Annotated in this window: 26 protein-coding genes; 8 read left to right on the top strand and 18 right to left on the bottom strand. The window is 73.5% G+C overall.

Features of this window, described 5'->3' with window-relative positions:
• Positions 1-137 precede the first annotated feature (137 nt).
• The 5 genes from ACIF6F_RS27460 to ACIF6F_RS27440 form a co-directional block, all read right to left on the bottom strand.
• Positions 138-608 carry an excalibur calcium-binding domain-containing protein gene (locus ACIF6F_RS27460; RefSeq protein ID WP_399952012.1) on the bottom strand — a complete coding sequence of 157 codons (471 nt, stop codon included), beginning with the start codon at positions 606-608 and terminating at the stop codon, positions 138-140.
• Between the two features lie 139 nt (positions 609-747).
• Entirely contained in the window at positions 748-1,293 is a 546-nt protein-coding gene (locus ACIF6F_RS27455; protein WP_399952009.1) for a hypothetical protein, read from the bottom strand.
• A 117-nt stretch (positions 1,294-1,410) separates the two neighbouring features.
• On the bottom strand, positions 1,411-2,751 hold the full coding sequence (locus tag ACIF6F_RS27450; protein ID WP_399952006.1) for a bifunctional RNase H/acid phosphatase: 1,341 nt from the start codon (positions 2,749-2,751) through the stop codon (positions 1,411-1,413).
• Entirely contained in the window at positions 2,751-3,494 is a 744-nt protein-coding gene (locus ACIF6F_RS27445; RefSeq protein WP_399952068.1) for a zinc ribbon domain-containing protein, read from the bottom strand. The genes ACIF6F_RS27450 and ACIF6F_RS27445 overlap by 1 nt, the downstream gene beginning before the upstream one ends.
• On the bottom strand, positions 3,491-4,345 hold the full coding sequence (locus ACIF6F_RS27440) for a Nif3-like dinuclear metal center hexameric protein (RefSeq protein ID WP_399952003.1): 855 nt from the start codon (positions 4,343-4,345) through the stop codon (positions 3,491-3,493). The genes ACIF6F_RS27445 and ACIF6F_RS27440 overlap by 4 nt, the downstream gene beginning before the upstream one ends.
• A gap of 286 nt (positions 4,346-4,631) precedes the next feature.
• Between ACIF6F_RS27440 and ACIF6F_RS27435 the strand changes: the two genes are divergently transcribed.
• Entirely contained in the window at positions 4,632-5,840 is a 1,209-nt protein-coding gene (locus ACIF6F_RS27435) for a hypothetical protein (protein WP_399951999.1), read from the top strand.
• Positions 5,841-5,974: 134 nt separating this feature from the next.
• Positions 5,975-6,130: a hypothetical protein gene (locus ACIF6F_RS27430; RefSeq protein WP_399951996.1), complete on the top strand. Its 156-nt coding sequence runs from the start codon at positions 5,975-5,977 to the stop codon at positions 6,128-6,130.
• Positions 6,131-6,232: 102 nt separating this feature from the next.
• On the opposite strand, the gene ACIF6F_RS27425 is transcribed toward ACIF6F_RS27430, so the two are convergent.
• From ACIF6F_RS27425 to ACIF6F_RS27415, 3 genes are all read right to left on the bottom strand, one after another.
• Positions 6,233-7,174: a 3-oxoacyl-ACP reductase gene (locus ACIF6F_RS27425; RefSeq protein ID WP_399951993.1), complete on the bottom strand. Its 942-nt coding sequence runs from the start codon at positions 7,172-7,174 to the stop codon at positions 6,233-6,235.
• Positions 7,175-7,185: 11 nt separating this feature from the next.
• The gene (locus tag ACIF6F_RS27420; protein ID WP_399951990.1) at positions 7,186-8,262 is read right to left on the bottom strand and encodes a Zn-dependent alcohol dehydrogenase; all 1,077 of its coding nucleotides are present in this window, start codon (positions 8,260-8,262) and stop codon (positions 7,186-7,188) included.
• Positions 8,263-8,350: 88 nt separating this feature from the next.
• Complete coding sequence (locus ACIF6F_RS27415) at positions 8,351-9,205, bottom strand: MaoC/PaaZ C-terminal domain-containing protein (RefSeq protein WP_399951987.1); 855 nt, start codon at positions 9,203-9,205, stop codon at positions 8,351-8,353.
• A gap of 243 nt (positions 9,206-9,448) precedes the next feature.
• Here ACIF6F_RS27415 and ACIF6F_RS27410 point away from each other — a divergent pair, with 243 nt between their 5' ends.
• Complete coding sequence (locus ACIF6F_RS27410) at positions 9,449-9,859, top strand: DNA-binding response regulator (protein ID WP_399951985.1); 411 nt, start codon at positions 9,449-9,451, stop codon at positions 9,857-9,859.
• A 129-nt stretch (positions 9,860-9,988) separates the two neighbouring features.
• Here ACIF6F_RS27410 and ACIF6F_RS27405 read toward each other — a convergent pair whose 3' ends face one another.
• The 7 genes from ACIF6F_RS27405 to ACIF6F_RS27375 all read right to left on the bottom strand — a co-directional run bounded on the left by ACIF6F_RS27405 (position 9,989) and on the right by ACIF6F_RS27375 (position 19,448).
• The gene (locus ACIF6F_RS27405; protein ID WP_399951983.1) at positions 9,989-11,179 is read right to left on the bottom strand and encodes a lipid-transfer protein; all 1,191 of its coding nucleotides are present in this window, start codon (positions 11,177-11,179) and stop codon (positions 9,989-9,991) included.
• Positions 11,180-11,191: 12 nt separating this feature from the next.
• Entirely contained in the window at positions 11,192-13,339 is a 2,148-nt protein-coding gene (locus tag ACIF6F_RS27400; protein ID WP_399951981.1) for an acyl-CoA dehydrogenase, read from the bottom strand.
• A gap of 1,175 nt (positions 13,340-14,514) precedes the next feature.
• The gene (locus ACIF6F_RS27395; RefSeq protein WP_399951978.1) at positions 14,515-15,018 is read right to left on the bottom strand and encodes a hypothetical protein; all 504 of its coding nucleotides are present in this window, start codon (positions 15,016-15,018) and stop codon (positions 14,515-14,517) included.
• A 202-nt stretch (positions 15,019-15,220) separates the two neighbouring features.
• Positions 15,221-16,831, bottom strand: coding sequence for a serine/threonine-protein kinase (locus ACIF6F_RS27390; RefSeq protein WP_399951975.1), 1,611 nt, complete (start codon positions 16,829-16,831; stop codon positions 15,221-15,223).
• Complete coding sequence (locus ACIF6F_RS27385) at positions 16,828-18,354, bottom strand: serine/threonine-protein kinase (protein WP_399951972.1); 1,527 nt, start codon at positions 18,352-18,354, stop codon at positions 16,828-16,830. Before ACIF6F_RS27385 ends, ACIF6F_RS27390 begins: the two co-directional genes overlap by 4 nt.
• A 25-nt stretch (positions 18,355-18,379) precedes the next feature.
• Entirely contained in the window at positions 18,380-18,640 is a 261-nt protein-coding gene (locus ACIF6F_RS27380) for a DUF397 domain-containing protein (protein ID WP_399951967.1), read from the bottom strand.
• The gene (locus ACIF6F_RS27375) at positions 18,609-19,448 is read right to left on the bottom strand and encodes a Scr1 family TA system antitoxin-like transcriptional regulator (protein ID WP_399951964.1); all 840 of its coding nucleotides are present in this window, start codon (positions 19,446-19,448) and stop codon (positions 18,609-18,611) included. The genes ACIF6F_RS27380 and ACIF6F_RS27375 overlap by 32 nt, the downstream gene beginning before the upstream one ends.
• An 84-nt stretch (positions 19,449-19,532) precedes the next feature.
• On the opposite strand from ACIF6F_RS27375, the gene ACIF6F_RS27370 reads away from it, so the two are divergent.
• On the top strand, positions 19,533-19,961 hold the full coding sequence (locus ACIF6F_RS27370) for an ATP-binding protein (RefSeq protein WP_399951961.1): 429 nt from the start codon (positions 19,533-19,535) through the stop codon (positions 19,959-19,961).
• Between the two features lie 18 nt (positions 19,962-19,979).
• Here ACIF6F_RS27370 and ACIF6F_RS27365 read toward each other — a convergent pair whose 3' ends face one another.
• Complete coding sequence (locus ACIF6F_RS27365) at positions 19,980-20,663, bottom strand: phosphotransferase (RefSeq protein ID WP_399951958.1); 684 nt, start codon at positions 20,661-20,663, stop codon at positions 19,980-19,982.
• A gap of 64 nt (positions 20,664-20,727) precedes the next feature.
• A complete protein-coding gene (locus ACIF6F_RS27360; RefSeq protein WP_399951955.1) occupies positions 20,728-21,399 on the bottom strand; it encodes a DUF2461 domain-containing protein in 672 nt (223 codons plus the stop codon).
• A 237-nt stretch (positions 21,400-21,636) separates the two neighbouring features.
• Between ACIF6F_RS27360 and ACIF6F_RS27355 the strand changes: the two genes are divergently transcribed.
• The 4 genes from ACIF6F_RS27355 (at position 21,637) to ACIF6F_RS27340 (ending at position 25,605) form a co-directional block, all read left to right on the top strand.
• Positions 21,637-22,281, top strand: coding sequence for a class I SAM-dependent methyltransferase (locus ACIF6F_RS27355; protein WP_399951952.1), 645 nt, complete (start codon positions 21,637-21,639; stop codon positions 22,279-22,281).
• 108 nt (positions 22,282-22,389) lie between these two features.
• Positions 22,390-23,418 carry an N-acetylmuramoyl-L-alanine amidase gene (locus tag ACIF6F_RS27350; RefSeq protein WP_399951949.1) on the top strand — a complete coding sequence of 343 codons (1,029 nt, stop codon included), beginning with the start codon at positions 22,390-22,392 and terminating at the stop codon, positions 23,416-23,418.
• Between the two features lie 158 nt (positions 23,419-23,576).
• Positions 23,577-24,455 carry a hypothetical protein gene (locus tag ACIF6F_RS27345; protein WP_399951944.1) on the top strand — a complete coding sequence of 293 codons (879 nt, stop codon included), beginning with the start codon at positions 23,577-23,579 and terminating at the stop codon, positions 24,453-24,455.
• Positions 24,456-24,594: 139 nt separating this feature from the next.
• Positions 24,595-25,605 (top strand): LLM class F420-dependent oxidoreductase, encoded by a 1,011-nt coding sequence (locus tag ACIF6F_RS27340; protein WP_399951941.1) that lies wholly within the window; start codon positions 24,595-24,597, stop codon positions 25,603-25,605.
• Positions 25,606-25,626: 21 nt separating this feature from the next.
• Here the strand turns inward: ACIF6F_RS27340 and ACIF6F_RS27335 are convergent, their stop codons facing one another.
• Positions 25,627-26,103, bottom strand: coding sequence for a hypothetical protein (locus tag ACIF6F_RS27335; RefSeq protein WP_399952065.1), 477 nt, complete (start codon positions 26,101-26,103; stop codon positions 25,627-25,629).
• Positions 26,104-26,275 lie beyond the last annotated feature (172 nt).

The raw sequence follows: 26,275 nt of genomic DNA, 5'->3' as shown, positions 1-26,275 counted from the left end.
TTGGGTGCGGCGATCATCGGGTAAGCGCCCCGATGGACCGTCCCGCGCCGCGCGCCCGTGCGTCCGATCAGCCCATCCAAGATCACCCCGGTTGCGGCGCAGCGCCTGGGGAGGTGGGCGCCCTCCCCGGTGCGCCCTCACTCGCACGCGACGCCGTCACCGTCCCGGTCCAGATGGCGCCCGTACCCCGGGTCGCCGCGGCGGACGGGTGCCGCGCCCGCCGCGCGTGCGGCGGCGCAGTTCCGGTAGTAGGCCGCGCTTCCGCCGCCGCCACCGCCCGTCAGGGACCCGCCCGCACCGCCGTCCTCGGCCTGCTCCGTCACCGTGACGGTGGGCCCCGGCTCGGTGACGGTGACCGTCACCGCCGGCGCCGGTGCGAGTTCGGCGGGGGCCGTCACCGTGGCCGTGACCGTGACGGTCGGGCCGGGCACGGGTTTGACCACGGTCTTCGCGTCCGCCGAGCAGGCGCCCACCGCGAGGGCCAGGACGATGACCGCCGCGAAGACGCCGCCGCAGCCGACGACGGCCTTCTGTCCGCTGTTCAGGCCGCCGGGTGCGGCGGGCGGTTGCTGCTGCGGGTAGCCGGGACCGGACGGAGGCATGGCCATGGCGTGCTCCTGGGGAACAGCGAGCGGAACGTGAGGCCGCTCACCGTACTCACCACAGGCCCCGCGCGGTGCGGTTATCCGCTTTTCGGGGTGCCGCCCCCGGGGTTGCCGGAGGGCGGCGTGTCACGACCGGGGAGGGTCAGCGCAGGCCGTACTGGCTGCGCATGTCCAGCTTGCCGTTCTCGAAGAGGAAGATCGCGGCGCCGCCGGTGCTGGCCTGCTCGCACTCGTAGGTCGAGGTGCGGAGGCCCTTCATCTCGCTCTGGCCGGTGCGGACACAGGTGCCCGTGCCGGTGATCTCCTTCATCTGGGTGATGGTCTTGCCCACGGTGACCTTCAGGTACTTCGCCTTGGTCATCTTGCCGTTGGACGTGCCGCCGTCCAGCAGCACCTGCATGCGGAGGTCCAGCTTGTTGTTGGTGAAGCTGAAGTTCGCGGAGCTGTAGGGCTTGTTGCCCTTGCACTCGTACGACTTGAGCGTGATGCCGCCCACCGTCGAGCTGCTCACCAGCTTGCAGGCGCCGCGGCCCGCGGCGGCGTGCATGGTGGCGGTGGAGACGCCGAGCTTGATCTTGTCGTACTCCGCCTTGGTGATCGTCGCGGTGGCGGCGTTCGCGGTGGCCGCGGAGGCCAGGCCCATCGCGGCGGCGAGGACGGGGACGGCAATCAGCCGGAGCTTGGACATACGGATCCTTCGCGTGAAGAGTATGTGAAGAGCCCCGGCATGGTGCACAGGTTTTGGATCACCCAGGAAGGGCGAAATCCGGCCACGGACTGCCGTTCAGCCCGTGGCCGCATTCCGTCAGCGCAGGTGCGAGGTGTCGTTCAGCAGGCGGAGGGACGCGTTCCCGTCCGCGTAGTACGCAACCGCCGACAGCGAGGCGGCAGACAGCTCCATCCGGAACAGCGCCTCCGGCGGGGCCCCGAGGGCCAGCCGCACCAGCGTCTTGACCGGGGTGACGTGCGTCACCAGCAGCACCGTACGGCCCTGGTGGCGGCTCAGCAGCCGGTCACGGGCCGCCGTGACGCGCCGGGTCACCGCCGCGAAGCTCTCGCCGCCGCCCGTCGGGGCGGCCTTCGGCGAGGCGAGCCAGGCCTCCAGGTCCTCCGGGTGACGCTCCTTCACCTCGGCGAAGGTCAGCCCCTCCCAGGCGCCGAAGTCCGTCTCGCGCAGCCCCTCGTCGACCAGGACGTCGAGTCCGAGGCGGTCGGCGACCGCCTGCGCGGTCTGCCGGCAGCGCTTCAGCGGCGAACTGATGATGGCCTGAATCGTTCCCCGCGCGGCGAGGGCCGCGGCCACCGCCTCGGCCTGCCGCAGGCCGGCCGGAGACAGCTCCGGATCGGTGCCGCCACTGCCGGAGAACCGCTTCTGCGGGGTCAGGGCCGTCTCGCCGTGCCGCAGCAGGACGAAGGTCGCCGGCGTCCCCAGGTCCGGGGCGCCCCAGCCGGCGGTCGGGGCCGGCCTCGTCTCGTGGGAGGCCTCCACCACGGCGGTGGTGTCCAGCGCCGCGGGGGTCCCGGCGGCCGCACGGGCGGCGTCCCGGTCCCGTACACCCGAGCCCGCACCTGCGGACGCGGCCCCGGCCCCGGCCCCAGCCCCGGCCAGCGCCGCGCGCGCCGCCGCGGCACCCGCCGCCGCGTCGCCGGGCGGCCCGGCGGGCGGCGGAACGGCCAGCGCACGGGCCGCGCCCCGGTCCAGGGCCGCCGAGGAAGCGGACGGCGACCACTGCTCGCCGCGCTTGCCGGCGTCCATCGCCTCGTTCGCCAGCCGGTCGGCGTGCTTGTTCCGCTCGCGCGGGATCCACTCGTACGCGACCTGGGCACCCGGCAGGATCCGCGCGGCCTCGGCGGCCAGCGGCTTCATGTCCGGGTGCTTGATCTTCCAGCGGCCCGACATCTGCTCGACGACGAGCTTGGAGTCCATCCGCACGGTCACGGACGCGTCCGGCGCCAGTTCCCGCACGGCCGTCAGGCCGGCGATCAGGCCCTTGTACTCGGCCACGTTGTTCGTGGCGACGCCGATGTACTCGGCCCGCTCCGCGAGCGTCTCGCCGCTGACCGGGTCGATGACGACGGCGCCGTAGCCCGCGGGCCCCGGGTTGCCCCGGGAGCCCCCGTCGGCCTCGACGACGAGGCGGCGCATCAGATGCCCGAGTCGGCCGTACGGACCAGGATCCGGCCACAGTTCTCGTGGCGCACGACCTGGTTCCGGGGCGCGGCCTTGACCTCGTTGACCTCGGCGATGTCCAGCTCGATCTGGCAGCCCATGCAGCGGCGCTGGTACAGCTTGGCCGCACCGACGCCCGCCTGCTTGGCGCGGATCTTCTCGTACAGGGCGATCAGGTCGGCCGGCACGGAACCGACCACGACCTCGCGCTCCTTGGTGACGGCCGTCGTCTCGGCGTCGAGCTCGGCGGTCGCGGCGTCGCGGCGCGCGGTGGCGTCGTCGGTCTTCGCCTGCACGGACGACACGCGCTCGGTCAGCTCGGCGACGCGCTCCTGCGCGGACTCGCGGCGTTCCATGACCTCCAGGACCACGTCCTCCAGGTCGCCCTGGCGCTTGGCCAGCGAGGCGATCTCGCGCTGGAGGTTCTCCAGGTCCTTCGGGGAGGTGACCGCGCCGGAGTCCAGGCGCTGCTGGTCGCGGACGGCACGCTGGCGCACCTGGTCCACGTCCTGCTCCGCCTTGGTCTGCTCGCGGGCGGTGTCGCTCTCCTCGGTCTGCGCGGCGATGAGCAGGTCGCGCAGCTGCGTGAGGTCCTTGTTCAGGGAGTCGAGCTCGGCGTGCTCGGGCAGCGACTTGCGCTTGTGGGCGAGCTGCGACAGCCGTACGTCCAGGGCCTGGACGTCGAGGAGTCGGATCTGGTCGGCGGGCTCGGCGTTCAGTTGGGGGCTCCAGTGGTGGTGGGAACGGTGGACGCCGCATGGGCGGTCCAGGGGTCGGTGACCGTGTGCGAGACGTGGGTGCGCAGGCCCCAGCCGTGCCGGTCGGAAATCGCGTCGAGCTGGGCGGCGGCCTGCTCGCACCAGGGCCATTCGGTGGCCCAGTGGGCGGCGTCGAGGAGGGCGAGGGGACTGGTCTCGCGGGCCTCCGACACCGGGTGGTGGCGCAGGTCTGCGGTGACGAACGCGTCGACGCCGGCCGCCCGCACCTGGTCGAAGAGGCTGTCGCCCGAGCCGCCGCTGACGGCGACGGTGCGGATCACCGCGTCCGCGTCCCCGGCGACCCGCACGCCCTGGGCGGTGGCGGGCAGCCGGGCGGCGACCCGCCCGGCGAACTCGGCCAGCGTCTGGGGGTGGTCCAGCTCGCAGATCCGGCCCAGGCCGCGACGCCCGGAGGGGTCGGTGGGGTCGGGTACGAGGGGACCGGTGACCCGCAGGTCGAGGGCGCCGGCGAGGGCGTCGGAGACGCCCGGGTCGGCGGTGTCGGCGTTGGTGTGGGCGACGTGCAGGGCGATGTCGTGCTTGATCAGCGTGTGCACGACCTTGCCCTTGAAGGTGCCCGCGGAGACCGTCGTGGTCCCGCGCAGGTACAGCGGGTGGTGGGTGACGATCAGGTCGGCGCCGAGTTCCACGGCCTCGTCGGCGATCTCCTGGACGGGGTCCACGGCGAAGAGCACGCGCGTGACCTCGGCGTCGGGGTCGCCGCAGACGGTTCCGACCGCGTCCCACTGCTCGGCCCGCGCGGGGGGCCAGAGGGCGTCGAGCGCGGCGATGACTTCAGACAGACGGGGCACGAGCCAAGGCTACCGTCCGTACGGCCTGGGCCTGGCCTGGCCGTACGGCTCCGGGCCTGGCCCGGGGCGTGCGGGAGGGGCGGGGCACTGCGCGGACCGCTGCCGCCGGGGTTCCGGCGGCCCGGAGGGGGGTCCCTTCGGGCCACTCGGCATGCCCTCGCAGCACATTCGCCCCGTCCCCCTCAGGCGAATCGTGCGGTGGCCACCCTTATGTGTGAAGCGGGTGTGGTCGTGTTGTTCGGCTGGAAGTGCGAAAACTAGCTTCCTCGCTGGAGGTGACGTTCCGATGACAGTCTGTGCCACCGAGACTGCCGGCCCCGCGTTCACGATCGCCGCCGACGGCTCGTACGCCGCGCGGCTGGCGGGTGAGGGAGAGGCCCGGTTCCCCGAGCGCTGGACGCTGGACGGGCCGGAGCCGTACGCGGTTCCGCTGCCGCTGGACCAGCCCGAGGAGGCGGACAGCGAGGTGCTGCCGCTGACCGACGGGAGGGTGCTGATCCACCGCAGGGTCGCCGAGCGGCACGCGTTCGCGCTGCTCTACCCGACGGGGTCCGGGGGGAGCGCGGGGCCGCGTACGGGGGAGCTGGCGCTCGGCGGGATCGAGGCGCGGGAGGAGCAGCGGGTGACGCTGCTGCCGCCGGCACCGGACGGGCGGAGCGCGTACGCGCTGGTGGCGGGCGGGGGGACGAGCACGGTCTGGCGGGTGGCGGGGGGTACGTCGGCACCCGAGCGGGTGGCGGAGCTCGCCGGATCGTGCTCGGGGGGCGTGTGGCTGGACCGCGCGGGGCGGATGCTGGCCCTGGACCGGGAGACCGGAGGGCGGGTCAAGGCCGTCTCCGTGGACCTGGGCCGGGCGGGCGAGGTGTCGCCGCTGCTCCAGATCACGGAGCGGAGCGACGACCGGCTGCTGCTGGCGGATCCGGACAGCGGGCTGCTGCTGATCCGTTCCGACGCCCCGGGGGAACCGCGGCTGGGGTGGGGCGTGCTGGGGAGCGCGCGGCCGGTGCGGTTCCCGGAGTGCCTGCGGGCGGCGGGGAGTTCGGCGGTGCCGTTCGCGGTGCAGCCGGGGCAGGCGCTGATGCCGGAGAGCTGCGCGGTGGCGCTGCGGCTGGGCGGGGACGCGGGGGCGGCCGGTGGCGCGGGGGCGGACAGGGACGCGGGGGCGGCCGGTGGCACGGGGGCGGACAGGTACGCGGGGGCGGCCGGGGACGTGCGGCTGGGGCTGTGGCGGCCGTCCGAGAAGCGGCTGTTCGAGCTGCGGGCGCCGGTGGGGTGGCTGGGCGGCGCGGGGCTGTGGACGCGGGACGGGCTGCTGAGGTTGCCGTACGCGACGGGGGACGAGCCGTGCGGGGTGCTGACGGCGACGATGCCCCAGCCGGCGCCGCAGATAAGGGTGATGCCGACCTCGGTGCCGGCCCAGCCCTCCCCGCTCCCGGCACCGCCGGCCGCGCCCCGGCCCGTACCGCTGCAACAGGCTCCGCTGACCGGCCGTTGAGAAGCACTCGACTTCCGCTCGGACGGCGATCCGGCGCCTCCGGCTGTCACTGCCGTCTGATTAGATTCGTGGTGGATGGCCGCGTCAGGGGGGCACGGCCGGACGGTTGAGAGCGATACGGAGTGACTTCCCAGATGTCTGAAGCGATGACCGACACCATCGAGGCGCGTCCGGCGGGGGCCGAGGGTCACGGACGTCACCGCGGCGGCGCCGCCGCGTGCGAGGACTCGGCGGCGCCGACCCGCGGCCGCCACCGCCGCCTGTCTCCCGCGGAGGAGCAGGCCGCGTAGCGAGGCCGCAAGGCCGCAGGCACGTACGAGAGGGCCCGGGAGCAACCGCTCCCGGGCCCTCTGCCGTGCGGTGGGGGCGCCGGCTCCCCGCAGCGCGGTCGGTCACCCCTTCTTCAGGCCGAGCACCTCCGGTGCCGCGAAGGTCTCGCCGGCCGGGCGGGCGGCGTAGTGCGGGGTGAGCAGCTCGTCCAGCTCCTCGAAGGAGAAGGACTCCTTGGCGGTGTCGAACTTCGCCGCCACCTTCGGGCGCTCCATGACCACCACGATGCCGCCGTGGACCACGAACAGCTGGCCGTTGGCGCGGGCGGAGGCGGGTGAGGCCAGGTACCCGACCAGCGGCGCCACGTGCTCGGGCGCCAGCGGGTCCAGCCTGCCCTCCTCCGGCACCTCGAAGCCGGCGAAGACGTCCTCGGTCATGCGGGTGCGGGCGCGGGGGCAGATGGCGTTCGCCGTCACCCCGTACTTCGCCAGCGCCAGCGCGGTGGACGTGGTCAGGCCGACGATGCCGCCCTTGGCCGCCGCGTAGTTGGGCTGGCCCGCGGAGCCGCCGAGGAAGGCCTCGGAGGAGGTGTTGACGATGCGCCCGTAGACCGGCCCGCCGGCCGCCTTGGAGCGCTCCCGCCAGTGTGCGGCGGCGAAGTGCGTGGTGTTGAAGTGCCCCTTGAGGTGGACCCGGATCACCGAGTCCCACTCCTCCTCCGACATCGAGAAGATCATCCGGTCGCGCAGGATGCCCGCGTTGTTGACCAGGACGTCGAGCTTCCCGAAGGTGTCGACCGCCAGCCCGACCAGCTCGCGCGCCTGCTCGAAGTCGGCCACGTCCCCGAGGTGCGCCACGGCCTGCCCGCCCGCGGCGCGGATCTCGGCGACGACCTCCTCGGCGGGGGCGGCCGAGGCCTCGCCCGAGCCGTCGCGGCCGGGCTGGCCGAAGTCGTTGACGACCACGCTCGCGCCGAGCCGGGCGAGTTCGATCGCCTCGGCCCGCCCGAGTCCCCGGCCGGCGCCCGTGACGATCGCGGACAGGCCCTCAAGTGGCAGTGACATCAAGGTCCCCTTCAGAGTTCGATGCAGGTGCGCAGCGCCACGCCCGTGCGCATCTGGTCGAGGGCGTCGTTGATCTCGGGCAGCTGCACCCGGTGGGTGATCAGGCTCTCCAGGTCCACGCGCCCGGCCCGCCAGAGCGCGATGGTCCGCTCGTAGGAGCGCAGCACGTCCCCGCCGCCGTACATGGAGGGCAGGATCCGCTTCTCGTCGAAGAACAGCGAGAACATGTTGATCTGGAAGTTGTCGTCCAGGGCGCCCGCGCCGACGATGCAGACGGTGCCGCCGCGCCGGGTCATCTGGTACGCGGTCTGGGCGGTGGCGGACTTGCCGACGACCTCGAAGACGTAGTCGAAGCCCTCGCCCGCGGTGATCCGGTTCTTGGCGTCGTCGAAGGCAGCCGGGTCGACGGCCTCGGTGGCGCCGAAGCGCAGGGCCGCCTCCCGCCGCGACTCGACCGGGTCGACCGCGATGATCTGGGCGGCGCCCTGGACCTTGGCGCCCTGGATCACGGAGATGCCGACGCCGCCGCAGCCGACGACGGCCACCGAGGACCCGGCGGTCACCTGGGCGGTGTTGATCGCGGCGCCGAGGCCCGTGGTGACCCCGCAGCCGATCAGGGCGGCGATGTCGAACGGCAGGTCGTCCGGGATCGGGATGGCGCAGGAGGCCGGTACGACCATCTCCTCGGCGAAGGTGCCGGTGCCGGCGAAGCCGAAGACGTCCCCGGTGCCGCGGCGGAAGTTGGGCGTGGCGACGTTGCCGAAGCTGGCCAGGCACAGGTGGCCCTGGCCGCGCTTGCAGGCCGGGCAGACGCCGCACGGCGGCAGCCAGCAGACCAGGACCCGGTCGCCGGCCTGGTGTCCGGTGACCCCGTCGCCGATGTCGGTGATCACGCCGGAGCCCTCGTGGCCGGGGATGAACGGCGCGGGCTGGGGCAGTACGCCGCTCATCGCGGAGAGGTCGGAGTGGCACAGGCCGGTGGCCTTGATCTTGATGCGGACCTTGCCGGGGCCGAAGCCCACGGCCTCCATGTCCTCGACGACCTCGAGCTTGTCCTGGCCGATCTCGCTCTGCAGTGCTGCGCGCACGGTGCGGCTCCTTCTGGCTGGCGCTTGCGGGGCTGTACGGAGGTACGGCTGTTGCCTGTTGTGCGTGCTCGGCCGGCGCGTACGGGGCTTACGCGTGCTCGACGGCCGTGTCGGCGAGCACCGGCGCGTCGTCCCGGTCGACGGCCGTCACCGCCACCTGGATCCGGCCGGGCTCCCGCCACATCCGGATGCGCAGGGTCTCGCCGGGGAAGACGATCCCGGCGAAGCGGGTGCGGTACGAGCGGACGCGGGAGACGTCGCCGTCGAGCAGGGTGTCCACCACGGCCTTGAGGGTCATGCCGTACGAGCACAGGCCGTGGAGGATCGGCTTGTCGAAGCCCGCCATCTTGGCGAACTCGGGGTCCGCGTGCAGGGGGTTCCAGTCGCCGGAGAGGCGGTAGAGCAGCGCCTGCTCCTCGCGGATCGTGCGCTCCACGGTCCGCTCGGGCTCGCGCGCGGGCGGTTCGAGGCGCTCGGAGGGGCCGCGGTCGCCGCCGAAGCCGCCCTCCCCGCGCACGAAGATCGACGCGTCGCTGGTCCACAGCGGACCGTCGGCGTCGGCGACCTCGGAGCGGAGCACGATGACGGCCGCCTTGCCCTTGTCGTAGACCGCGGCGACCTTGGAGCTGGAGCGGGCCTGGCCCTTGACCGGGATCGGCCGGTGGAGCGTGATGGTGTGTCCGCCGTGCAGGACGGCGGCCAGGTTGACCTGGATGCCGGGAGCGCCGAGGCCGCCGAGCATGGCCATCCCGGCGCCGGCGACAGTGGCGAAGCTGGGCAGGACGTGGAGCCTGGACTCCAGGGTGTAGCGCAGCTCGTCGGGGTCGTTGGCCGGGATGCCCGCGCCGAGCCCGAGGTGGTACAGCTGGACGTCCTTGTGGTCCCAGCTGAGCTCACTCTCGCGGGGTTCGGCGGCGAGGGCCTTTGCGGCGTCGATCGGCATCGGCTGCTTGCTCCTTTGTTGGAAGACCTCGGTGCGGCCGTCCGCACCGTCGGCCGCACCGAGGTCGCTTGCGGACCGGCCTGGCGTGCTGCCCCGTCGTGGATCCGGGAACAGATCTAGAACGCGTTCTAGGCCGGTGGCCCCTATGTATAACGCACCCCCCAGGAGTTGTGAAGACTCCTGACCACACGTCAGATCCCGCTTCGGGGAGCGGAGACGGGGCTACGGCCCTACGCTGGCCTGATGGACGAAATGCCCCGGAATTTCCGTACCGCACGCTCGCTGCGCGTGCTGCTGGCCCCGGCCGACCGGGCCCTCGCGGTCCTGCTGGGAATGGAACCGGACATCGACGTGGTGGCCCAGGTCCGCGCCGGGGACGACCTCGCGGCCGCCGCGATCATGTGCCGCCCCGAAGTGGCCCTGGTGGACGAGGTGTCGGCGGTCTCGGCGGTGCTCGCCGAGGTCCCGGAGTGCCGGGTGCTGGTCCTGGCCACGTCCGCCCACCCGGGGCTGGCCGGCCGGGCCCTCGCCGCGGGCGCGGCGGGCCTGGTCCTCCGCGACGGCCCGGTACCGGACCTCGCGGAGGCCGTCCGCCGCGCCTCGATGGGCGAAACGGTGGTCGACCCGGCCCTGGCGGACCCGGCGGGCGCGTAGTACGCGGCCGCCCTGTGCGGCGCCGGTCAGCCGCGGGGCCGACGGCTTCGGACTGCGCGCCCTCGGCCACCCCACCGCGGGCCTGACCGGGCCCGGGCTCCCCGACGGGGCCCGGTCAGGCCCACGCCCCTACGACCGCCGCAGCACCGTCACCACCGCCGCGCCGCCGAGGCCGATGTTGTGGGCCAGGCCCACCCGCGCACCGGCCACCTGGCGCGGCCCCGCCTCGCCCCGCAGCTGCCAGACCAGCTCCGCCGCCTGCGCCAGCCCCGTCGCGCCCAGCGGGTGGCCCTTGGAGATCAGGCCGCCAGAGGGGTTCACCACCCACCGGCCGCCGTACGTCGTCGCGCCCGACTCCACCAGCTCCCCGGACCTGCCCTCCCCGCACATCCCCAGCGCCTCGTACGTGAGCAGCTCGTTCACCGAGAAGCAGTCGTGCAGCTCGACCACGTCCACGTCCTCGATGCCGAGCCCGGACCGCTCGTACGCCTGCCGGGCGGCGGCCTCGGTCATCGGCCTGCCGACCACGTCGATGCAGGAGCCGGAGTCGAACGAGGCGGCCGTGTCCGTGGTCATCGCCTGGCCGGCGATCTCCACCGCCTTGTCGTGCAGGCCGTGTTCGACCACGAACCGCTCCGAGACGACCAGCGCCGCCGCGGCCCCGTCCGAGGTCGGGGAGCACTGGAGTTTGGTCAGCGGCCGGTGGATCTCCTTCGCGGCCAGGATCTCCTCGACCGTGTAGACGTCCTGGAACTGCGCGTTGGGGTTGTTCGCCGAGTGCCGGTGGTTCTTCGCGCCGACCGCCGCGAGCTGCGCCTCGGTCGTCCCGTACCGGTCCATGTGCTCGCGCGCCGCGTTGCCGAAGATCTGCGCGGTCGGCGGGGACATCTCGAAGCCGTGCCCGGCCGCCATGATCCCGTAGTGGCGTGCCACGGGCGAGGTCTTGAAGTCGCCGCCGTCGGCGCCGCCCCCGAGCGCGCCCTTCTTCATCTTCTCGAAGCCCAGCGCCAGCACGCAGTCACTGATCCCGCCCTGGACGAACTGCCGGGCCATCATCAGCGCCGTCGAGCCGGTCGCGCAGTTGTTGTTCACGTTGTAGACCGGGACCCCGCTCAGCCCCAGCTCGTACGCGGCCCGCTGACCGGCGGTCGAGGCCTGGAAGCAGTACCCGACGGGCACCTGCTGCACCCGGTCGTACCCGATCCCCGCGTCCGCCAGCGCCGCGGACCCGGCCTCCTTCGCCATGTCCCAGTACTGCCAGTCCCGCGACTCGGGCTTCTCGAACTTCGTCATCCCGACGCCGACGATGTACGCCTTCATGGAAGTTGACTCCTAGTCCCTGGGGAGGCCGAGGATCCGCTCGGCGACGACGTTCAGCTGGACCTGGGTGGTGCCCCCGGCGATGGTCAGGCAGCGGGACATGAGCATCCCGTGCACCGCCCGCTCCCCCACCCCCTCGCACACCGCGCCGGCCGGCCCCAGCAGCTCCAGCACCAGCTCGGCGGTCCGCTGCTGGTGGGGCGTCTGGACGAGCTTGCGGACGGAGGCACCCGCGCCCGGCTCCAGGCCCGACACCTGCTGGAGGGTGGTGCGCAGCCCGATGCAGGCCAGGGCGTGCGCCTCGGCGGCCAGCGCGCCGATCCGCGCCCGGTACGCGCCGTCCAGCTCGCCGGCGCGCGAGATCAGCGCCTCCAGGCCAGTGCCGAAGGCCATCTGGTCGGCCATGTGGACGCGTTCGTTGCCGAGGGTGTTGCGGGCGACCCGCCACCCGTCGTCCACCTGCCCGACCACCGCGTCGGCCGGGAGCAGGACGTCGTCGAAGTACACCTCGTTGAAGAGGGCCTCGCCGGTGATCTCCTTCAGGGGACGGATCTCGATGCCGACGGTGTTCTTCATGTCGACGACGAAGTAGCTCAGCCCCTTGTGCTTGGGTGCCTCGGGGTTGGTGCGGGCGAGCAGGATGCCGTAGTCGGCGGTGTGCGCGGAGCTGGTCCACACCTTCTGCCCGTTGACCCTCCACCCCTCCTCGACCCGCTCGGCCCGGGTGCGCAGCGAGGCGAGGTCGGAGCCGGCCCCGGGCTCGGAGAAGAGCTGGCACCACGACAGCTCGCCGCGGAGCGTCGGCAGCAGGAACCGCTCCTGCTGCTCGGGCGTCCCGTACGCGATCAGGGAGGGCACGACCCAGGTGGCGATCCCGAGGTCGCTCACGCGCACCCCCGCCTCCCGCATCTCCTGCTGCACGGCGAGCTGCTGGACCGGCCCGGCACCCAGCCCGTGGGGGGCGGGCAGGTACGGGGCCGCATACCCGGTGGGTGCGAGCACCCGGCGTACGGCGGCCGGGTCGAGCCCCCGCACGTCCGCCACCACCTCGCGCGCCGCCGCCCGGTACGCCTCCGCCTCGGCCGGCAGCTCCAGCCGCAGCTCCCGCCGCGCGCCCGCGGCGGCCAGCCGCACGGCCCGCGTCCGGTGCCCGTCCCCGGGCCCCAGCAGCTGGCGGGCGACCAGCGCCCTGCGCAGGAAGAGGTGGGCGTCGTGCTCCCAGGTGAAGCCGATGCCGCCGAGCACCTGGATGCAGTCCTTGGCACACGAGTACGCGGCGTCGAGCGCGGTCCCGGCGGCCAGGGCCGCCACCAGACCGCGCACCGCCTCGGCCTCGCCGGCCGCGGACGCCGCGTCCCAGGCCAGCGCGCGGGCCTGCTCCACCCGGACGAGCAGGTCCGCGCACAGGTGCTTGATCCCCTGGAACTGCCCGATGGGGCGCCCGAACTGCTCCCGCACCTTGGCGTACTCGGTGGCGGTGTGCAGCGCCCAGGCCGCCGTGCCGCAGGCGTCGGCGGCGAACAGCGCGCAGGCCAGGTCCCGCACCAGGGCCGAATCCACGGCGAGCAGCCGCCCCGCGGGAACCTCCACCCCGTGGGCGGACACCTCGGCAGTGGGCCGCGTCGGATCCGCCGAGTCGTGGACCCGCACGTCGAGGGAGGCCGCGTCCACGGCGAACCAGAGGGTGCCGTGGGCGGCCTCGGCCGCCAGCACCACGAGATCGGCCTCGCCGGCACCGAGGACGGGGGGCGCGGTGCCGTCGAGCAGATGGCCGCCGCCCTCGACGGCCACGGCCGTCAGGGACCCGGCGCCCAGCGCCACGGCCCCGATCCCGGTGCCGGCGGCGAGTTCCCCGGCCAGTACGGCGTGCCCGGCCCGGTCCAGGAGTACGGAGGCCAGCGCGTTCGGCAGGAAGGGCCCGGGCAACGCCCCGCGCGCGGCCTCCTCGACCACGACGGCCAGGTCGAGCAGGGTGCCGCCCTCAAGGTGCGGGGCGAGCAGGCCCTGGGCGGCCAGCCCGTCCCAGTACGCGGGTCTGTCCCGCGGGCCGGGCGGCGCGTCGAGCAGCTTCCGCACCTCCTCCGGAGGCACGTTCCGCCCCACCCAGCCGCGCACGGCCTCGGCCAACTCCCGCTGCTCTTGCGTGATTCCGATGCCCATGCGCGGCAGAGTAGAACACGTTCCATTCTGACGGAAGGTCAGATGGAGGGTGGGTGGTGAACGGAGTGCGGCACCACCGCGGCCGGCCCGAGGGAGGCGGGCGGACGACACGGAGGCAGCATCACCTGGGCCGGTGTCGGGGAGGTGGAGGTATCTGGGGCCGTCCGCCGACCGAGGGTTTCCGGGCCGGGGCACCCTGTCAAGGGCGCTCCTTCGTCGCGTCGCCTGCGGCGATTCCACTTCGTTCCACCCTTGACAGGGCACCCCGGCCCGGAAGGCAAAGACCTCGGCGGACAACCCCAGGAAAACGGCCTGGGGGACACCTCATGCCTTCCGGTACCAGGTGCGCGCCCCCGGCACCGGGGCCCGGCCACGCCCCACGGGGCGACGCACCACCGTCCGTAGGCCCCCCGCCCGACTCAGCGACCTCCGGGCCGCCTGTGCCCCTTCATAAGCCGCCAACGATCGCTACGCGCTCCTGCCTCACGGCGACAGACGGCCGTCGTGGGCTGGGAAGGGACGTGGGAAGGGACGGGCGTCGGGGATGACCTGGATCCAGTGACCATTTCCTGCAACTGGCGGGCGGGGACGGCCCGGCGGCCGCCGAGCCGGAGCAGCACGCGGCCGCCGTGGGCGGCTCTCGTAGCGACAGGACCGGTCGGTCGTCGCGTGGCGGGAAAAGCACACGCGATCGTTGGCGGCCTATGTCCGGCCCAAGACGGCCGTCCGCCGCCGTGAGGCAGGAGCGCGTAGCGATCTGTGGCGGCTTATGAACAGCCATGGACCGCCGGGAGTCGCCGAGACGGGCTGGGGGCCTACGGACGCTGACGCGTCCGCCCCGTGGGGCGGGGGCCCGGCCTCGCTGCCGCGTCACACACCCGGTACCGACTGGCCTGAGAGGTCCCCCTGGGCGTCTTTCCTGGGGGTGTCCGCCGAGGTCTTTAGTTCCGGGCCGGGGTGCCCTGTCAAGGGTGGAACGAAGTGGAATCGCCGCAGGCGACGCGGAGCGCAGCGGAGCGCCCTTGACAGGGTGCCCCGGCCCGGAAACCCTCGGTCGGCGGACAACCCCAGATGCGTTCGGTTCCCTGAGACCGGCCCGGGTGGCTCCGCCCTCCGGCCACCTCCCCGAGAGGCCGCTCATGCCGATTCCAGGGTCAGGCAGGCGTCGGGGTCCGTCAGTAGAGGGTGATCGTGAAGCGCCTGACGACCTTGGGGGTCGTGAACTCCGTCGTGGAGTGGACCGAGCCGCGCGCCTTCGCGAAGTCCCCGGTGCCGCCGGTGATCGCGCTGTCGAAGGGACCCTGGTCGAGGTAGTTGAAGTACACCCCCTGCGTGGTGAGCTGGCCGCCCGGGAGGACGTAGGTCACGAGGCACTGCTCCGCCTCATCGGCGCCGCCCCGGGTGGTGACGCAGGAGCCGTGGGTCTCGCCGACCTTCTTGTGCTCCTCGTCGAAGAGGTCCGAGCGGACGACGACCGAGTCGCCCTGCGAGACGACGCCGGGGGTGGAGCTGACGGGGAAGCGGGTCACCTGCGCCACCTCGGCCAGGACCGTGATGGTCCGGCCCCGGTCGCCACCCTGGGCGGAACCGGTGTCCGTCGTGGCGACCGCGACGGAGGTGCAGGAGAGGAGGGTGGCCAGCGTGGCCGTGCCGAGGAGGGCTGCTCTGATGGGGCGCATTATGCGGCTCCTGTTGGTTGATGTACGGGAATGACCGGATCGCGAACTTTTTCCGATTCCGTTCGATTCCCTTCATAACCTCGGCTCCGCCGCCGCACGGAGCACCCCGGCACGAACCACCGGTGCATCCAGCCGGTCGGACCAAGGGCAGGCGGGCGGGCTCGACGCGAAGCCGAACGGCTGTTCCAGGCGCTTCCGGCGGTCAGTGGGGCATCGCGTACAGCACCGCGTCCCCGATCCTTTCCGCCTCCCGCTTGCACCTGTCCGCCGGGTGTTCCGGTTCGCTGAGCCTGATCGTCACCGTCAGGTTTCCGTCGCGCAGGTCCAGCCGGCAGCCCGTGCCGGTGTCCCGCCATGCGGCGCCCCAGTACGACTCCTCACCCGGTCCGGGGCCGGCCGTGCCCCCGACCTTCTTCACGGTGTCCGCCAGCGCCGCCTTCGCGGCCGCCGCCCCCGGGGCGAGCCCGGCCGTCGCGCTCGGCTGGGGTCCGGTCGCCGACGTGCCGGGGCCGTACAGCCACCAGCTCACGTACGCGTGTTCCTCGTCCTCGGTGCTGCCGTACACACAGCCGCCGTAATCCGACCTCACGACCTTGCTGCCGAGGTCGTGCTTCTCCTGCCGGTCCGCCGTCGGCAGCGGCAGGTCGTCCACCATCTCCTCGCAGGTCGGCACGATCGCGTACACGTCGCCCTTCGGACCTTCCTCCGCCTCGGGCCACAGGGTGTACACGATCCCGGCGATCAGGCCCGCCACGACCAGCACGGACGCCGCCACCAGCAGCCGCAGGATCCGGCGCCGTACGGGGTCGTCGCCGGCGGCGGGGGCGTCGACCGCGGTGGCGGCCACCGTGGGCTCCCCCCACGCCCCGGTCCCGCCCGCCGGGGGCCGGCTCGCCAGGTCGAGCACGGTCCGCTCCGGCGCCCCCAGCACCCGGTCGACCTCCGCCTGCTGCTCGGCGATCAGCCCGCGCACCGCGTCCGGCCACTGCCCGCCGCCCCCGGGCGCCACCGGCCCGAGCAGCTCCAGCACCCGCGCCGGGTCCGGCCGGTCGGCCGGGTCCTTGGCCAGGCAGGCCGCGACCAGCTCCCGCAGCCCGCCCGGCACGGCCGACAGGTCCGGCTCGGCGTGCACCAGGTCGTACAGCGTCATGAGGGTGGACTCGCGCGCGAACGGACTCCGCCCGGTGGCCGCCATGGCGAGCACCGATCCGAACGAGAAAACGTCGCTCGCCGCCGTCAGCTCCCTCGCCTCGGCCTGCTCCGGCGACATGAAGGCGGGCGAGCCGACGACCACCCCGCTCTCGGTCAGCTCGGTGGCCCCGGCGCCCTCGGCGGCCCGGGCGATGCCGAAGTCGATGACGCGTACGCCGTCCTCGGCGAGCAGCACGTTGTCCGGCTTGAGGTCCCGGTGCACCAGCCCCGCCCGGTGGATCTCCACCAGGGCGGTGGCCAGGCCGGCGGCGATCCGCCGTACGGTCTCCTCCGGCAGCGGGCCGGTCCGGTCGACCACCGTGCCGAGCGAGGGGCCGGTCACGAACACCGAGGCCAGCCATGGCGTCTCCGCCTCGGTGTCGGCGTCGGTCACGGCGGCCGTGAAGGCCCCGGACACCCGCCGCGAGGCGGCGACCTCGCGCCGGAACCGGGCCCGGAACTCCTCGTCGGACGCGATCCGCGCGTGCACCTGCTTCACCGCGGCCAGTCGGCCGTCAGGCCCTGCCCCCAGCAGCACCCGCCCCATGCCGCCGCGCCCGAGCTCGGCGAGCAGCCGGTACGGACCGACAGCGACCGGATCGGCCGCCCTGAGCTCTCTCACCTTTTCTCCACGATCTTGATAGCCGCCCGGGCCGCCTTCACGACCTCCGCCTCGCAGGCGTCCTTCGCGGCGTACGCAGTACCGCTCGCCCCCACGGTCATCCGAAGGTTCGCGTCCCGCAGCGACAGGCGACAGCCGTCGACCATCGGGGAGAACCACTGCGCCTCGTCGACGAAGTCGAGGTCGGCCTTTCGCCGGCCGTCCTCCTCCGCCAGGTCCGCCTCGTGGTCCCGGTCGGCCTTCTCCGCACCCGTCCCGAAGGCCGGGGAGGTCTCGTGCACCTGCCAGGTGACGGAGATCAGGTCGCCGTTGGGCCTCTCCCACCTGCACTCCCCCGGGTGCACGATCTCCGCCGCGTTCAGGATGACGTTGTCGAAGTCCTTGACCTCGTACCCGGACGGCAGCTTGACCTCCTCGCGGATGTCGTAACACGTCCTCGCCCGCGCCTTGTACACGTCGTCGACGCGCGACAGCGGCTTGCCGCCCGGGAAGACGGAGTAGAACAGCCACTCCGCCTGCGACCTGCCCAGGGTGGCGAAGTGCAGGGCGAGCAGGACCGTGGCCACCGCCACCGCCCGGGGCCACATCCGCTTCCGCCGGGGCGGGGGCGTTCCGGGAGCCACGGCGAGCGGCAGGGTGGCGGTCAGCTGCTCCACCTCGGTCCGCTGGCCGGCGATCAGCCCCGCCACGACCCCGGGCCAGGGCCGGGCCGTCGGCTCGACCGGACCGATCAGGGCGAGCAGCTCCTCCGGGGTGGGCCGGGCTGCCGGGTCCTTGGCGAGGCACGGCTCGACGACGGCGCGCAGCCCGTCCGGTACGCCGGTCAGGTCGGGCTCCGCGTGCACGATCTCGTGCAGCAGGCGCGGTACGGACTCGGCGGCGAACGGCGGCCGCCCGGTCGCGGCCGCAACCAGCGTGGACCCGAGCGCGAACACGTCGGCGGCCGGCGTGACCTCCTGCCCCAGGGCCTGCTCGGGGGCCATGAACGACGGCGAGCCGATGAGCGAACCGGTGTGCGTGATCCGCGTGGCGCCCTCCACGGCCCGCGCGATGCCGAAGTCGATGACGCGTACGCCGTCCTCCGCGAGCAGCACGTTGGACGGCTTGAGGTCCCGGTGCACCAGGCCCGCGCGGTGGATGTCGGCGAGTGCGGTGGCCAGCCCGGCCGCGAGTCGCCGTACGGCGTCCTCGGGCAGGGTCCCGCCGCAGGCGTCCAGGGCGTCGCTCAGCGGGGGCCCGGGCACGAAGACGGAGGCCAGCCAGGGCGTTTCGGCGTCCGGATCGGCGTCGAGTACGGGCGCGGTACAGGCGCCGGACACCTTCCGGGAGGCGTCGACCTCCCGCCGGAACCGGGCCCGAAAGCCGTCCTCGTCGGCGTACTCGGCGTGGATCTGCTTGACGGCGACGAGTCGGCCGTCGGGGGCGGCCCCGAGCAGGACCCGCCCCATCCCCCCTTGCCCCAGCTCGGCGAGCAGTCGGTAGGCACCAACTGCCGCCGGGCCGGGCCCTGTTATCGGTCGCATGCCCCCGTTTTACCCCCAGCCTCTGTCAGAGGCTGGAGACGAAGGCGGCGAAGGCGGCGGTTCCCACGGTGAAGGCGGGGCCTTCGGGGTTCTTGGAGTCCCGGATGGCGACCAGTTCGCTGTGCGCGGCGACCTCTACGCATTCGCCACCGGTGCTGCCGCTGTACGTGGACTTCCGCCAAGCGGTGGCGCCGAGGGGTGCGCACTCGACGCATTCGCCGCCGGTGTCGGAGCTGTACGAAGACTTGCGCCACCTAGCGCCCGTCAGGCTCAGGTTGGTGCCCATAACGCTCCTCCATTACACGGGCGATCAGTTCCGCCGACGCCTCCACGGAGAGCCCGGCGGCCCGCAAGTGATCGTAACGGAGATGCCCTTCGCGAATAGCCCCTGGATTAGCCGTCATGTGGCCCTGGACAAAGTCCTCCGTGTAGACAAGATCAGGGTCGTCCTCGAACCGCAGGACCGTGAACGAACCAGGCAGTCCCGCATGTGCGCCAGCTTGATAGGGCAGCACCTGAACCTTCAGCCACTCTCGCCCCTGAAGTGCCAACAGGTGGGCAAGTTGGGATCGCATGACTTCGCGGCCTCCGATCTCCTGATGGAGCACCGCCTCACTCAGCACGATCCAGACCAGTGGCGGATTCGCGCGGTCCAGGATGCGCTGGCGTTCCAGGCGGGCAGCCACGTTCCCGTCCAAACCGTCATCACCTCGCGCCCCCAGCACAGCTCGCGCGTAGCCTTCGGTCTGGAGCAGGCCGTGAACCAACTGAGCCTGGAACGTGGAGATGTACGACGCCTTCGCTTCCATCGCCGCATACGCCTGGAACCAAGTAGGCAACTGGCTCCGCAGCACCAGCCCCACCAGCCGCGAGAAGAACCCACCCGTCCCCAAGGCGGCATCCACCCGCTCCGAGAAGTCGCGCGTCGGTACCTTCTTCGCCGTCTCGATCTGGCCGATCAGCGACGCCGTGCAGAACACGATGGAGCCCAACTGCCCCTGCTTCAGGCCCGCGTCCTCCCTCAGGCGCCGCAGTTCCGACCCGTAGTAGTCCAGCGGCGAAGCGCTGGGATCGAGGTCGCGGATGTTGACCATGAGGCGGTCACCCCCAAGCTCACGCCGCGTGGCGTTCGGTTCAGGCCGTAGCCGAGCGTAACCACCTCTCCACACGCTGGTGGCATGAATCACGCAACTGACGCCCCACCGACGGAATCCGGCGGCAACTACCGCATGGACTTCACCGTCGGTGAGCACTCGGCCGGTCACATGCGCCGCATCCTGCGCCTGTTCCTCACGCGGTGGGAGCTGCCCGAGCTGGCCGACTCCGCCGAGCTGGCGCTGACCGAGCTGGTCGCCAACGTCGTCCGGCACGTGCCGGACCGGAACTGCGCCGTACTGATCCTGCGGCGGCCGCAGGGGCTGCGCATCGAGGTCTCCGACGGGGACCCCCGCCCCGCCCGCCCCCTCGTCCCGTACGACGAGGCGGTGGCCGAGCACGGTCGCGGCCTCCGCCTCGTGGACGCCGTCACCGACCGGTGGGGGTCGGAGCCCGGCCCCACCGGCAAGACGGTGTGGTTCGAGTGCGACGGCAAGCGCGTCCGCCAGTAGAGACGGCCGGGTCGTCTCCTAGCGGAGGACGCTCGCCGGGGCGTCGGCTCCGGCCGCCAGGGTCAGCGCGACCGCCTCGTCGAGGGCGGCGGTCTCCTCCCGGGTGAGGGTCGGATTGGCGGCCCGCCGGGCCCGGGCCTCGGGCAGCAGCATGCCGTCGGTGCCGCCGAGTCGGCGCACCAGGGCCGGGAGGACGGTCCGGGCGACCTCGGCGGCGGCCGGCATGGTGAGTGCCGCCTGCGCGAGGATCAGCGCGGCCATCGCGGTGTCGAGGCCGGGAGGGCCCTCCTGGGCGGTGGCCCAGTCGATCACCACGGGGCCGTCGGGGGTGAGGAAGACGTTCTCCGGGTGCAGGTCCAGGTGCACGATGCGGTGGGCGGGGTCGGCCCCGACCCGGGGCGGGACGGCGTGCAGCCGCAGCAGCAGATCGGCCAGCAACCCGCCCGCCTGCTCGCCGCTGAGCGTGCCCGCGACCAGCGCCTCACGCATCGTCGGCCCCGACAGCCGCTCCATCACCAGCTCACCGGCCGCCGCGCCCGGCCACACCGCCGGCACCGGGTACCCGTGCTCGGCCAGGTAGGTCATCACGGCCGCTTCGGCGGTGGCGTCCTCTCCGTCGCGGTAGCGCCGTACCACCCGGTCCTTGCCGAGGGCGAAGACATCCGCCGTCCGCCCCGTCCCGATCAACTCCCCGGTCTCCATCCGCGCACCGTAACCGAGCGCCGCCGGAGCTGCGTCGCCGGAGCTGCGTCGAGTGGGGGCGGGCCTACTCCCCCGCCCCCGCGTGCGTCCGGCACCACTCGGTGAAGGGCCGCAGGGCCCGCCACGACGTGCGCACCCGCTTGAGGGCTTCCCTGCTCCCGACCCACGGGTCCGGGGGCCAGCCGCGGTGGGCGTAGAGGCTGCGGTAGCGGAGGAGGTCGAGGCGGGGGTGGTCGGCGGCGACGCCGCGCGGCCGGGTCTTGAGCCGCTCGCCCGCCAGTTCGAACCCGCCCTTCACCAGCTTCGCGAGGACGGCCTCCAGCTCCTTACCCGGGGCGTCGGCGTCCACGGCGGCGCGGTAGCGCGTGAGCTGCTCGCCGGTCGGGCTGTGCAGTCCGGCGGCGACGAGCAGGCCGTCAGCGTCGACGGCGACGTAGAAGCCCTGGGAGGTGTGGGCGCCCTGCTGGGTCTTGTAGGGGGACTTGTCGTGTGAGAAGCGGACGTCGCGGTACGGGCGGAAGATCTTCGCCGGGCCGAACTCCGCTTCGAGCTCGGCAGCGAGCGCGAGCATCGGCTCGCGGACGGCCGTCTCGTACGTCTCCTTGTGCGCCGCCCAGAACTCCTTGGAGTTGTCGGCGGCCAGCCCTTCGTAGAAGGCGAACGCCTCCGGCGGGAAGCCGCTGAAGCGCGTGGTGCCCGTGCTGCCCGTGGGGGCCCTGGAACCCGTGGAAGCCATGCCGCCAGTACACACCGGCGGCGCCCGGCCCGCAGCCCGCCCCGCGGCCCCGCGGCAACCAGCGCCGCAGCCCCGGCCCGACCCGGGCCGACCCAGCCCGACCGGGACCCCGCCCTACCTGCCCTACCGGGCGGTAGGGCAGCATGGGCCGCCACGACGGCACACGCGGCGGCACCGGCCGGGCGGGGCCGTACCCGCCCGGCCCAGCCGCACCCCCGAACCCCGCCAGGAGGCACCATGGCCACGGCCCCCAAGCCCGAGATCCTCGCCGCCTTCGAGGCGGCCAAGGGCTTCATGCCGGCCGGGGAGGGCCTGGCCCTGTACGAGGCGGCCGCCGAGGCCGCGACGCTGGGCCTCCCGCTCCTTGAGGTCGGTACGTACTGCGGACGCTCGACCATCCTGCTGGCCGACGTGGCCCGGGAGCACGGCCTGACCGCGCTCACCGTCGACCACCACCGCGGCAGCGAGGAGCAGCAGCCGGGCTGGGAGTACCACGACCCGACCGTCGTGGACCCGGAGCTGGGGGTCATGGACACGCTGCCGACCTTCCGCCGCACCCTGCACCGGGCGGGCCTGGAGGACCACGTGGTCGCGCTCGTGGGCCGCTCCCCGCAGATCGCGAAGGTCTGGGGCACCCCGCTCGGGTTCGTGTTCATCGACGGCGGACACACCGACGAGCACGCGACCGGCGACTACGAGGGCTGGGCCCCGCACGTGACCGAGGGCGGCACCCTCGTCATCCACGACGTGTTCCCGGACCCGGCGGACGGCGGCCAGGCGCCGTACCGGATCTACCTGCGGGCCCTGGAGTCCGGCGCCTTCACCGAGGTCTCCGTGACGGACTCGCTGCGCGTCCTGCGCCGCACCGGCCCGGGGATCTGACCCGAACCGCCACCAAGCAGACCAGAAGTCACACAATCGGACTTATTGACGGCGCGTCCCCCGGCAGGACCGGGGGCGCCCGCCCCGCCCCGCACTAGGCTGCGCCCCGTGCCGTACGACGACAGCCCCCCGCCCCCGGAGTCCGCGTCCTCCGTCGACCCGGACCGCCGCCCCTTCTTCGCACGCCGCGCCACCCTGGTCGTGGCCGCCGCCGCGCTGGCGCCGGCCTGCCTCGCGGGCTGGGTGCTGGTGAACGTACTCGCCGGGAACGGCGGCGCCCCGCGGACGCCCGCCCCGCTCGCCGGGCAGCAGCCGCACGCGAACGACGCCAAGCCGAACGCGCACAGCGCCCCGCCCCCGTCGACGGCGGCCGGCGGTCCCGCCGAAACCCCGGCGCAGGAGACCGGCAGCCCCACCCCGCCCCCCGGCGAGCCGACCGGGGCCCCCAGCCCCCGCCCGCGCGGGCCGCTCGCCGGGAAGACGGTGGTCGTGGACCCGGGGCACAACACCGGCAACTTCCAGCACTCCCGCGAGATCAACCAGAAGGTCGACATCGGCACGGGCCGCAAGGAGTGCGACACCACCGGCACCACCACGAACTCCGGCTACAAAGAAGCCGAGTTCACCCTCGACGTGGCCAAGCGGCTGCGCAAGGTGCTGGAGGACCAGGGCGCCACGGTCGTCCTCACCCACACCGCCGACCGGCCCTTCGGCCCCTGCATCGACGAGCGGGCGCGGATCGGCAACGAGGCGGCGGCCGACGCCGTGGTGTCGATCCACGCGGACGGCGTCTCGGCCGGCAACCGCGGCTTCCACGTGATCCTGCCGGCCCGGGTGAGCGGCGGGGCCGCGGACACCTCGGCGATCGTCGGGCCCTCCCGCGACCTCGGCACCCGCATCGCGGGCAACTTCGCCCGGACCACCGGTCTCGGCCCCTCCAACTACGTCGGCGGCGGCACCGGTCTGGTGGTCCGCGACGACCTCGGCGGCCTCAACCTGTCGAAGCGGCCCAAGGTGTTCATCGAATGCGGCAACATGCGTGACGCCAAGGACGCGGCGCTGCTGACGAGCCAGGACTGGCGGCAGAAGGCGGCGCAGGGCATCTCGGACGGCATCGTCGGCTTCCTCGGCGGGTAGGGCTGGGACGGAGCCGTCCGAGCCCCGGCCTTCTCGACCCGGGAGCCACCGGGCCCGGGCGGCATCCGTACGATGGTGCCCGCCCGCCCCGGACCTGACCGCACGCTCACACGCGGCCGTGGCACCACGAGACGACCGAGACCGAGAAGGACATCCAAGTGAACATCCGCTCCCTCACTCGAGGCGACGGCGTGGTGATCGGAGCAGCGGTGCTGCTGTTCATCGCCTCGTTCCTCGACTTCTACTCCGTCGACTGCGGGGCGGTTTCCGACCGCTTCTGTGCCGCGGTCGACCTGCCGAGCGCATGGGACACCGACCGGCTCGGGATCGTCCTCCCGGCCGTCTTCCTGACCGGGCTGATCGGAGCGGGCCTGATCGTCGCGGGCCGTGCGGTGCCGAACGCGCCGAAGTTCGCGGGACTCTCGCTGGAGAACTGGGGCACGGTGCTGGCCGTGGCCGCGCTGTGGTCCTCGCTGTGGGCGCTGCTGGTCGGCAACGCGGACCTCGGTGCGGGTGCGGTGATCGCGTTCGTCGGCAACCTGGCGCTCGCCGGTGTCGCCGTCTTCGGCGCGCAGGTCCCGGCGCTCAAGGGCGCGCTGCTGCCGGCCCCTTCGGCGCAGCCGGCCCAGCCGTTCGGCGGCCAGCCGGGGCAGCAGGGCGGGTACGGATACCCGGGCCAGCCCTCGTACGGCGGCCAGGGCGCTCCGTACGGCGGCCAGCCCGGCCCGGAGCAGCACCAGGCGGGCCCGGCCGGCGACCCGCACGGCGGCGCGCAGCACGGCGCCCCCCAGGACCTGGGGCAGGGGCAGGGTTCCGGCCAGCAGCAGGCGCCGGCGGCCGAGTTCGCGGCCTTCTGGTTCGCGGTGCCGGTCGCGCGGCCGCTGTTCGCGGAGGACGGCTCGCCGACGCCGATCGCCGAACTCGCCCCCGGCACCTGGTACCTGGCCGTGGACCAGCGCGGCGCCGCGCTCGTGGCGCAGACGCAGGACGGCCGCCGCGGCGTCCTCCAGGACACCTCGGGCATCCAGCGCGGCTGATCCGCGGCGCGCAGCCCCTACGGCCGACGGCCCCCCGCCCTTCCGGGCGGGGGGCCGTTGCCCTACAGTCCGCTGACGACCCGTCAGGAAGATGACCGGGACGGGCCGGAACCGGCTACGCGGAGGGGACGGACAGCTCATGCGCCTCGGACTCGCACTCGGCTACTGGGGGCGCGGCCCCAGCCCCGCCCACCTCGACCTGGCCGTCGAGGCCGAGCGGCTCGGCTACGACTCGGTCTGGACCGCCGAGGCGTGGGGGTCGGACGCCTTCACCCCGCTGACCTGGATCGCCGCCCACACCTCCCGGATCAGGCTGGGCACGGCCATCGCGCAGATGGCGGCCCGCACCCCCACGGCCACCGCGATGCACGCCCTGACCCTGGACCACCTCTCCGGGGGCCGGATGATGCTCGGGCTCGGTCTGTCCGGGCCGCAGGTGGTGGAGGGCTGGTACGGGCGGCCCTTCCCGCGCAGCCCGCTGACCGCCACCCGCGAGTACGTGGACGTGATCCGGCAGGTGCTGCGCAGGGAGGCGCCGGTCGCCCTGGACGGCCGCTTCCACACCCACCCGTACACGGGACAGGACGGCACCGGCCTCGGCAAGCCCCTGAAGCCCATCACCCACCCGCTGCGGGCGGACCTGCCGGTCCTGCTGGGAGCGGAGGGGCCGAAGAACATCGCCCAGACCACCCGCATCGCGGACGGCTGGCTGCCGCTCTACTGGTCGCCCACCCGCACGGACGTCTACCAGGCGTCCCTCACCGACCTGCCCGAGGGCTTCATGATCGCCCCGATGGCCCGGGCCAGGGTGTGCGACGACGTGGCGGAGGGGCTGCTGCCGGTGAAGGCCATGCTGGGCTTCTACATCGGGGGCATGGGCCACGCGGCGCGCAACTTCCACGCCGACCTGATGGCCCGCATGGGGTACGAGGCGGAGGCCCGGCACATCCAGGAGCTGTTCCTGGCCGGCCGCAGGGAGGAGGCGGTGCTGGCCGTACCGGACGCCTTCGCCGACGAGATCTCGCTGGTCGGCCCGCGCGAGCGGATCGCCGAGCGCCTGGACCTGTGGCGCAAGGGCCCGGTCACCGACCTCCTCGTCACGGCCCCGGACCCGCACACCCTCCGCGTCCTGGCGGACCTGAACACCTGACCCCTCGGCGGGGCGCGGGCGTCAGCCGCCGAGCTCCGAGGCGCTCGGGACCTTGTCCTTCACCTCGGCGCCGGCGCTCGCGCCGGCCGACTTCACATCGTCGATGACCTGCTGGAAGCCGGCGATGTCGGCCTCGCCGGCCTCGCCCTTGCGGAGCTTCGTGCCGAGGTCCTTCAGCGATTCGATGCCGGCCGTGAGCGGTGCGACGGCCTTCGACAGCAGCGGGTCGGCCTTGGCGTTGTTCACGGCCGCCTTGAGGCGGTTGTACGTGAACGCCCCCGCCAGGCCCGCCTTGACCAGGGCGAACCTGCGCCCCTCCGCGCCCTCCTTGAACTTGCCCTCGCGGTACGGCTTGATGATCCACTGGTAGGTCGCCCCGGCCGCCAGACCCGCGTTCGCGACGAACCGGGTCTTGGCGAACTTCTGCTCCTCCACGGAGCTCGACGGCGAGGCCCCCGGTGCCGCCTCGTCGTCGCCGCCGCACGCGGTCGCCCCCATCAGGAGCGTGCAGGACAGGAGCAGCGCCACGAAACCGCGGCGGATCGAGGCGGTTCTGGATTCGGGCACGTCGCAACCTCCGGGATCACACGGTGCTCACCGGCGCCGCACGGGGGTGCCGCACCACCGGCAGCGTCACCCGCCCGGCCCACCCCCGCCACCCGGCGGGCCC

The sequence above is a fragment of the Streptomyces sp. NPDC086023 genome (assembly GCF_044540325.1).
In the GTDB taxonomy this organism is placed as follows: Bacteria; Actinomycetota; Actinomycetes; order Streptomycetales; family Streptomycetaceae; genus Streptomyces.
This window is presented reverse-complemented; position numbering and strand designations above follow the sequence as displayed.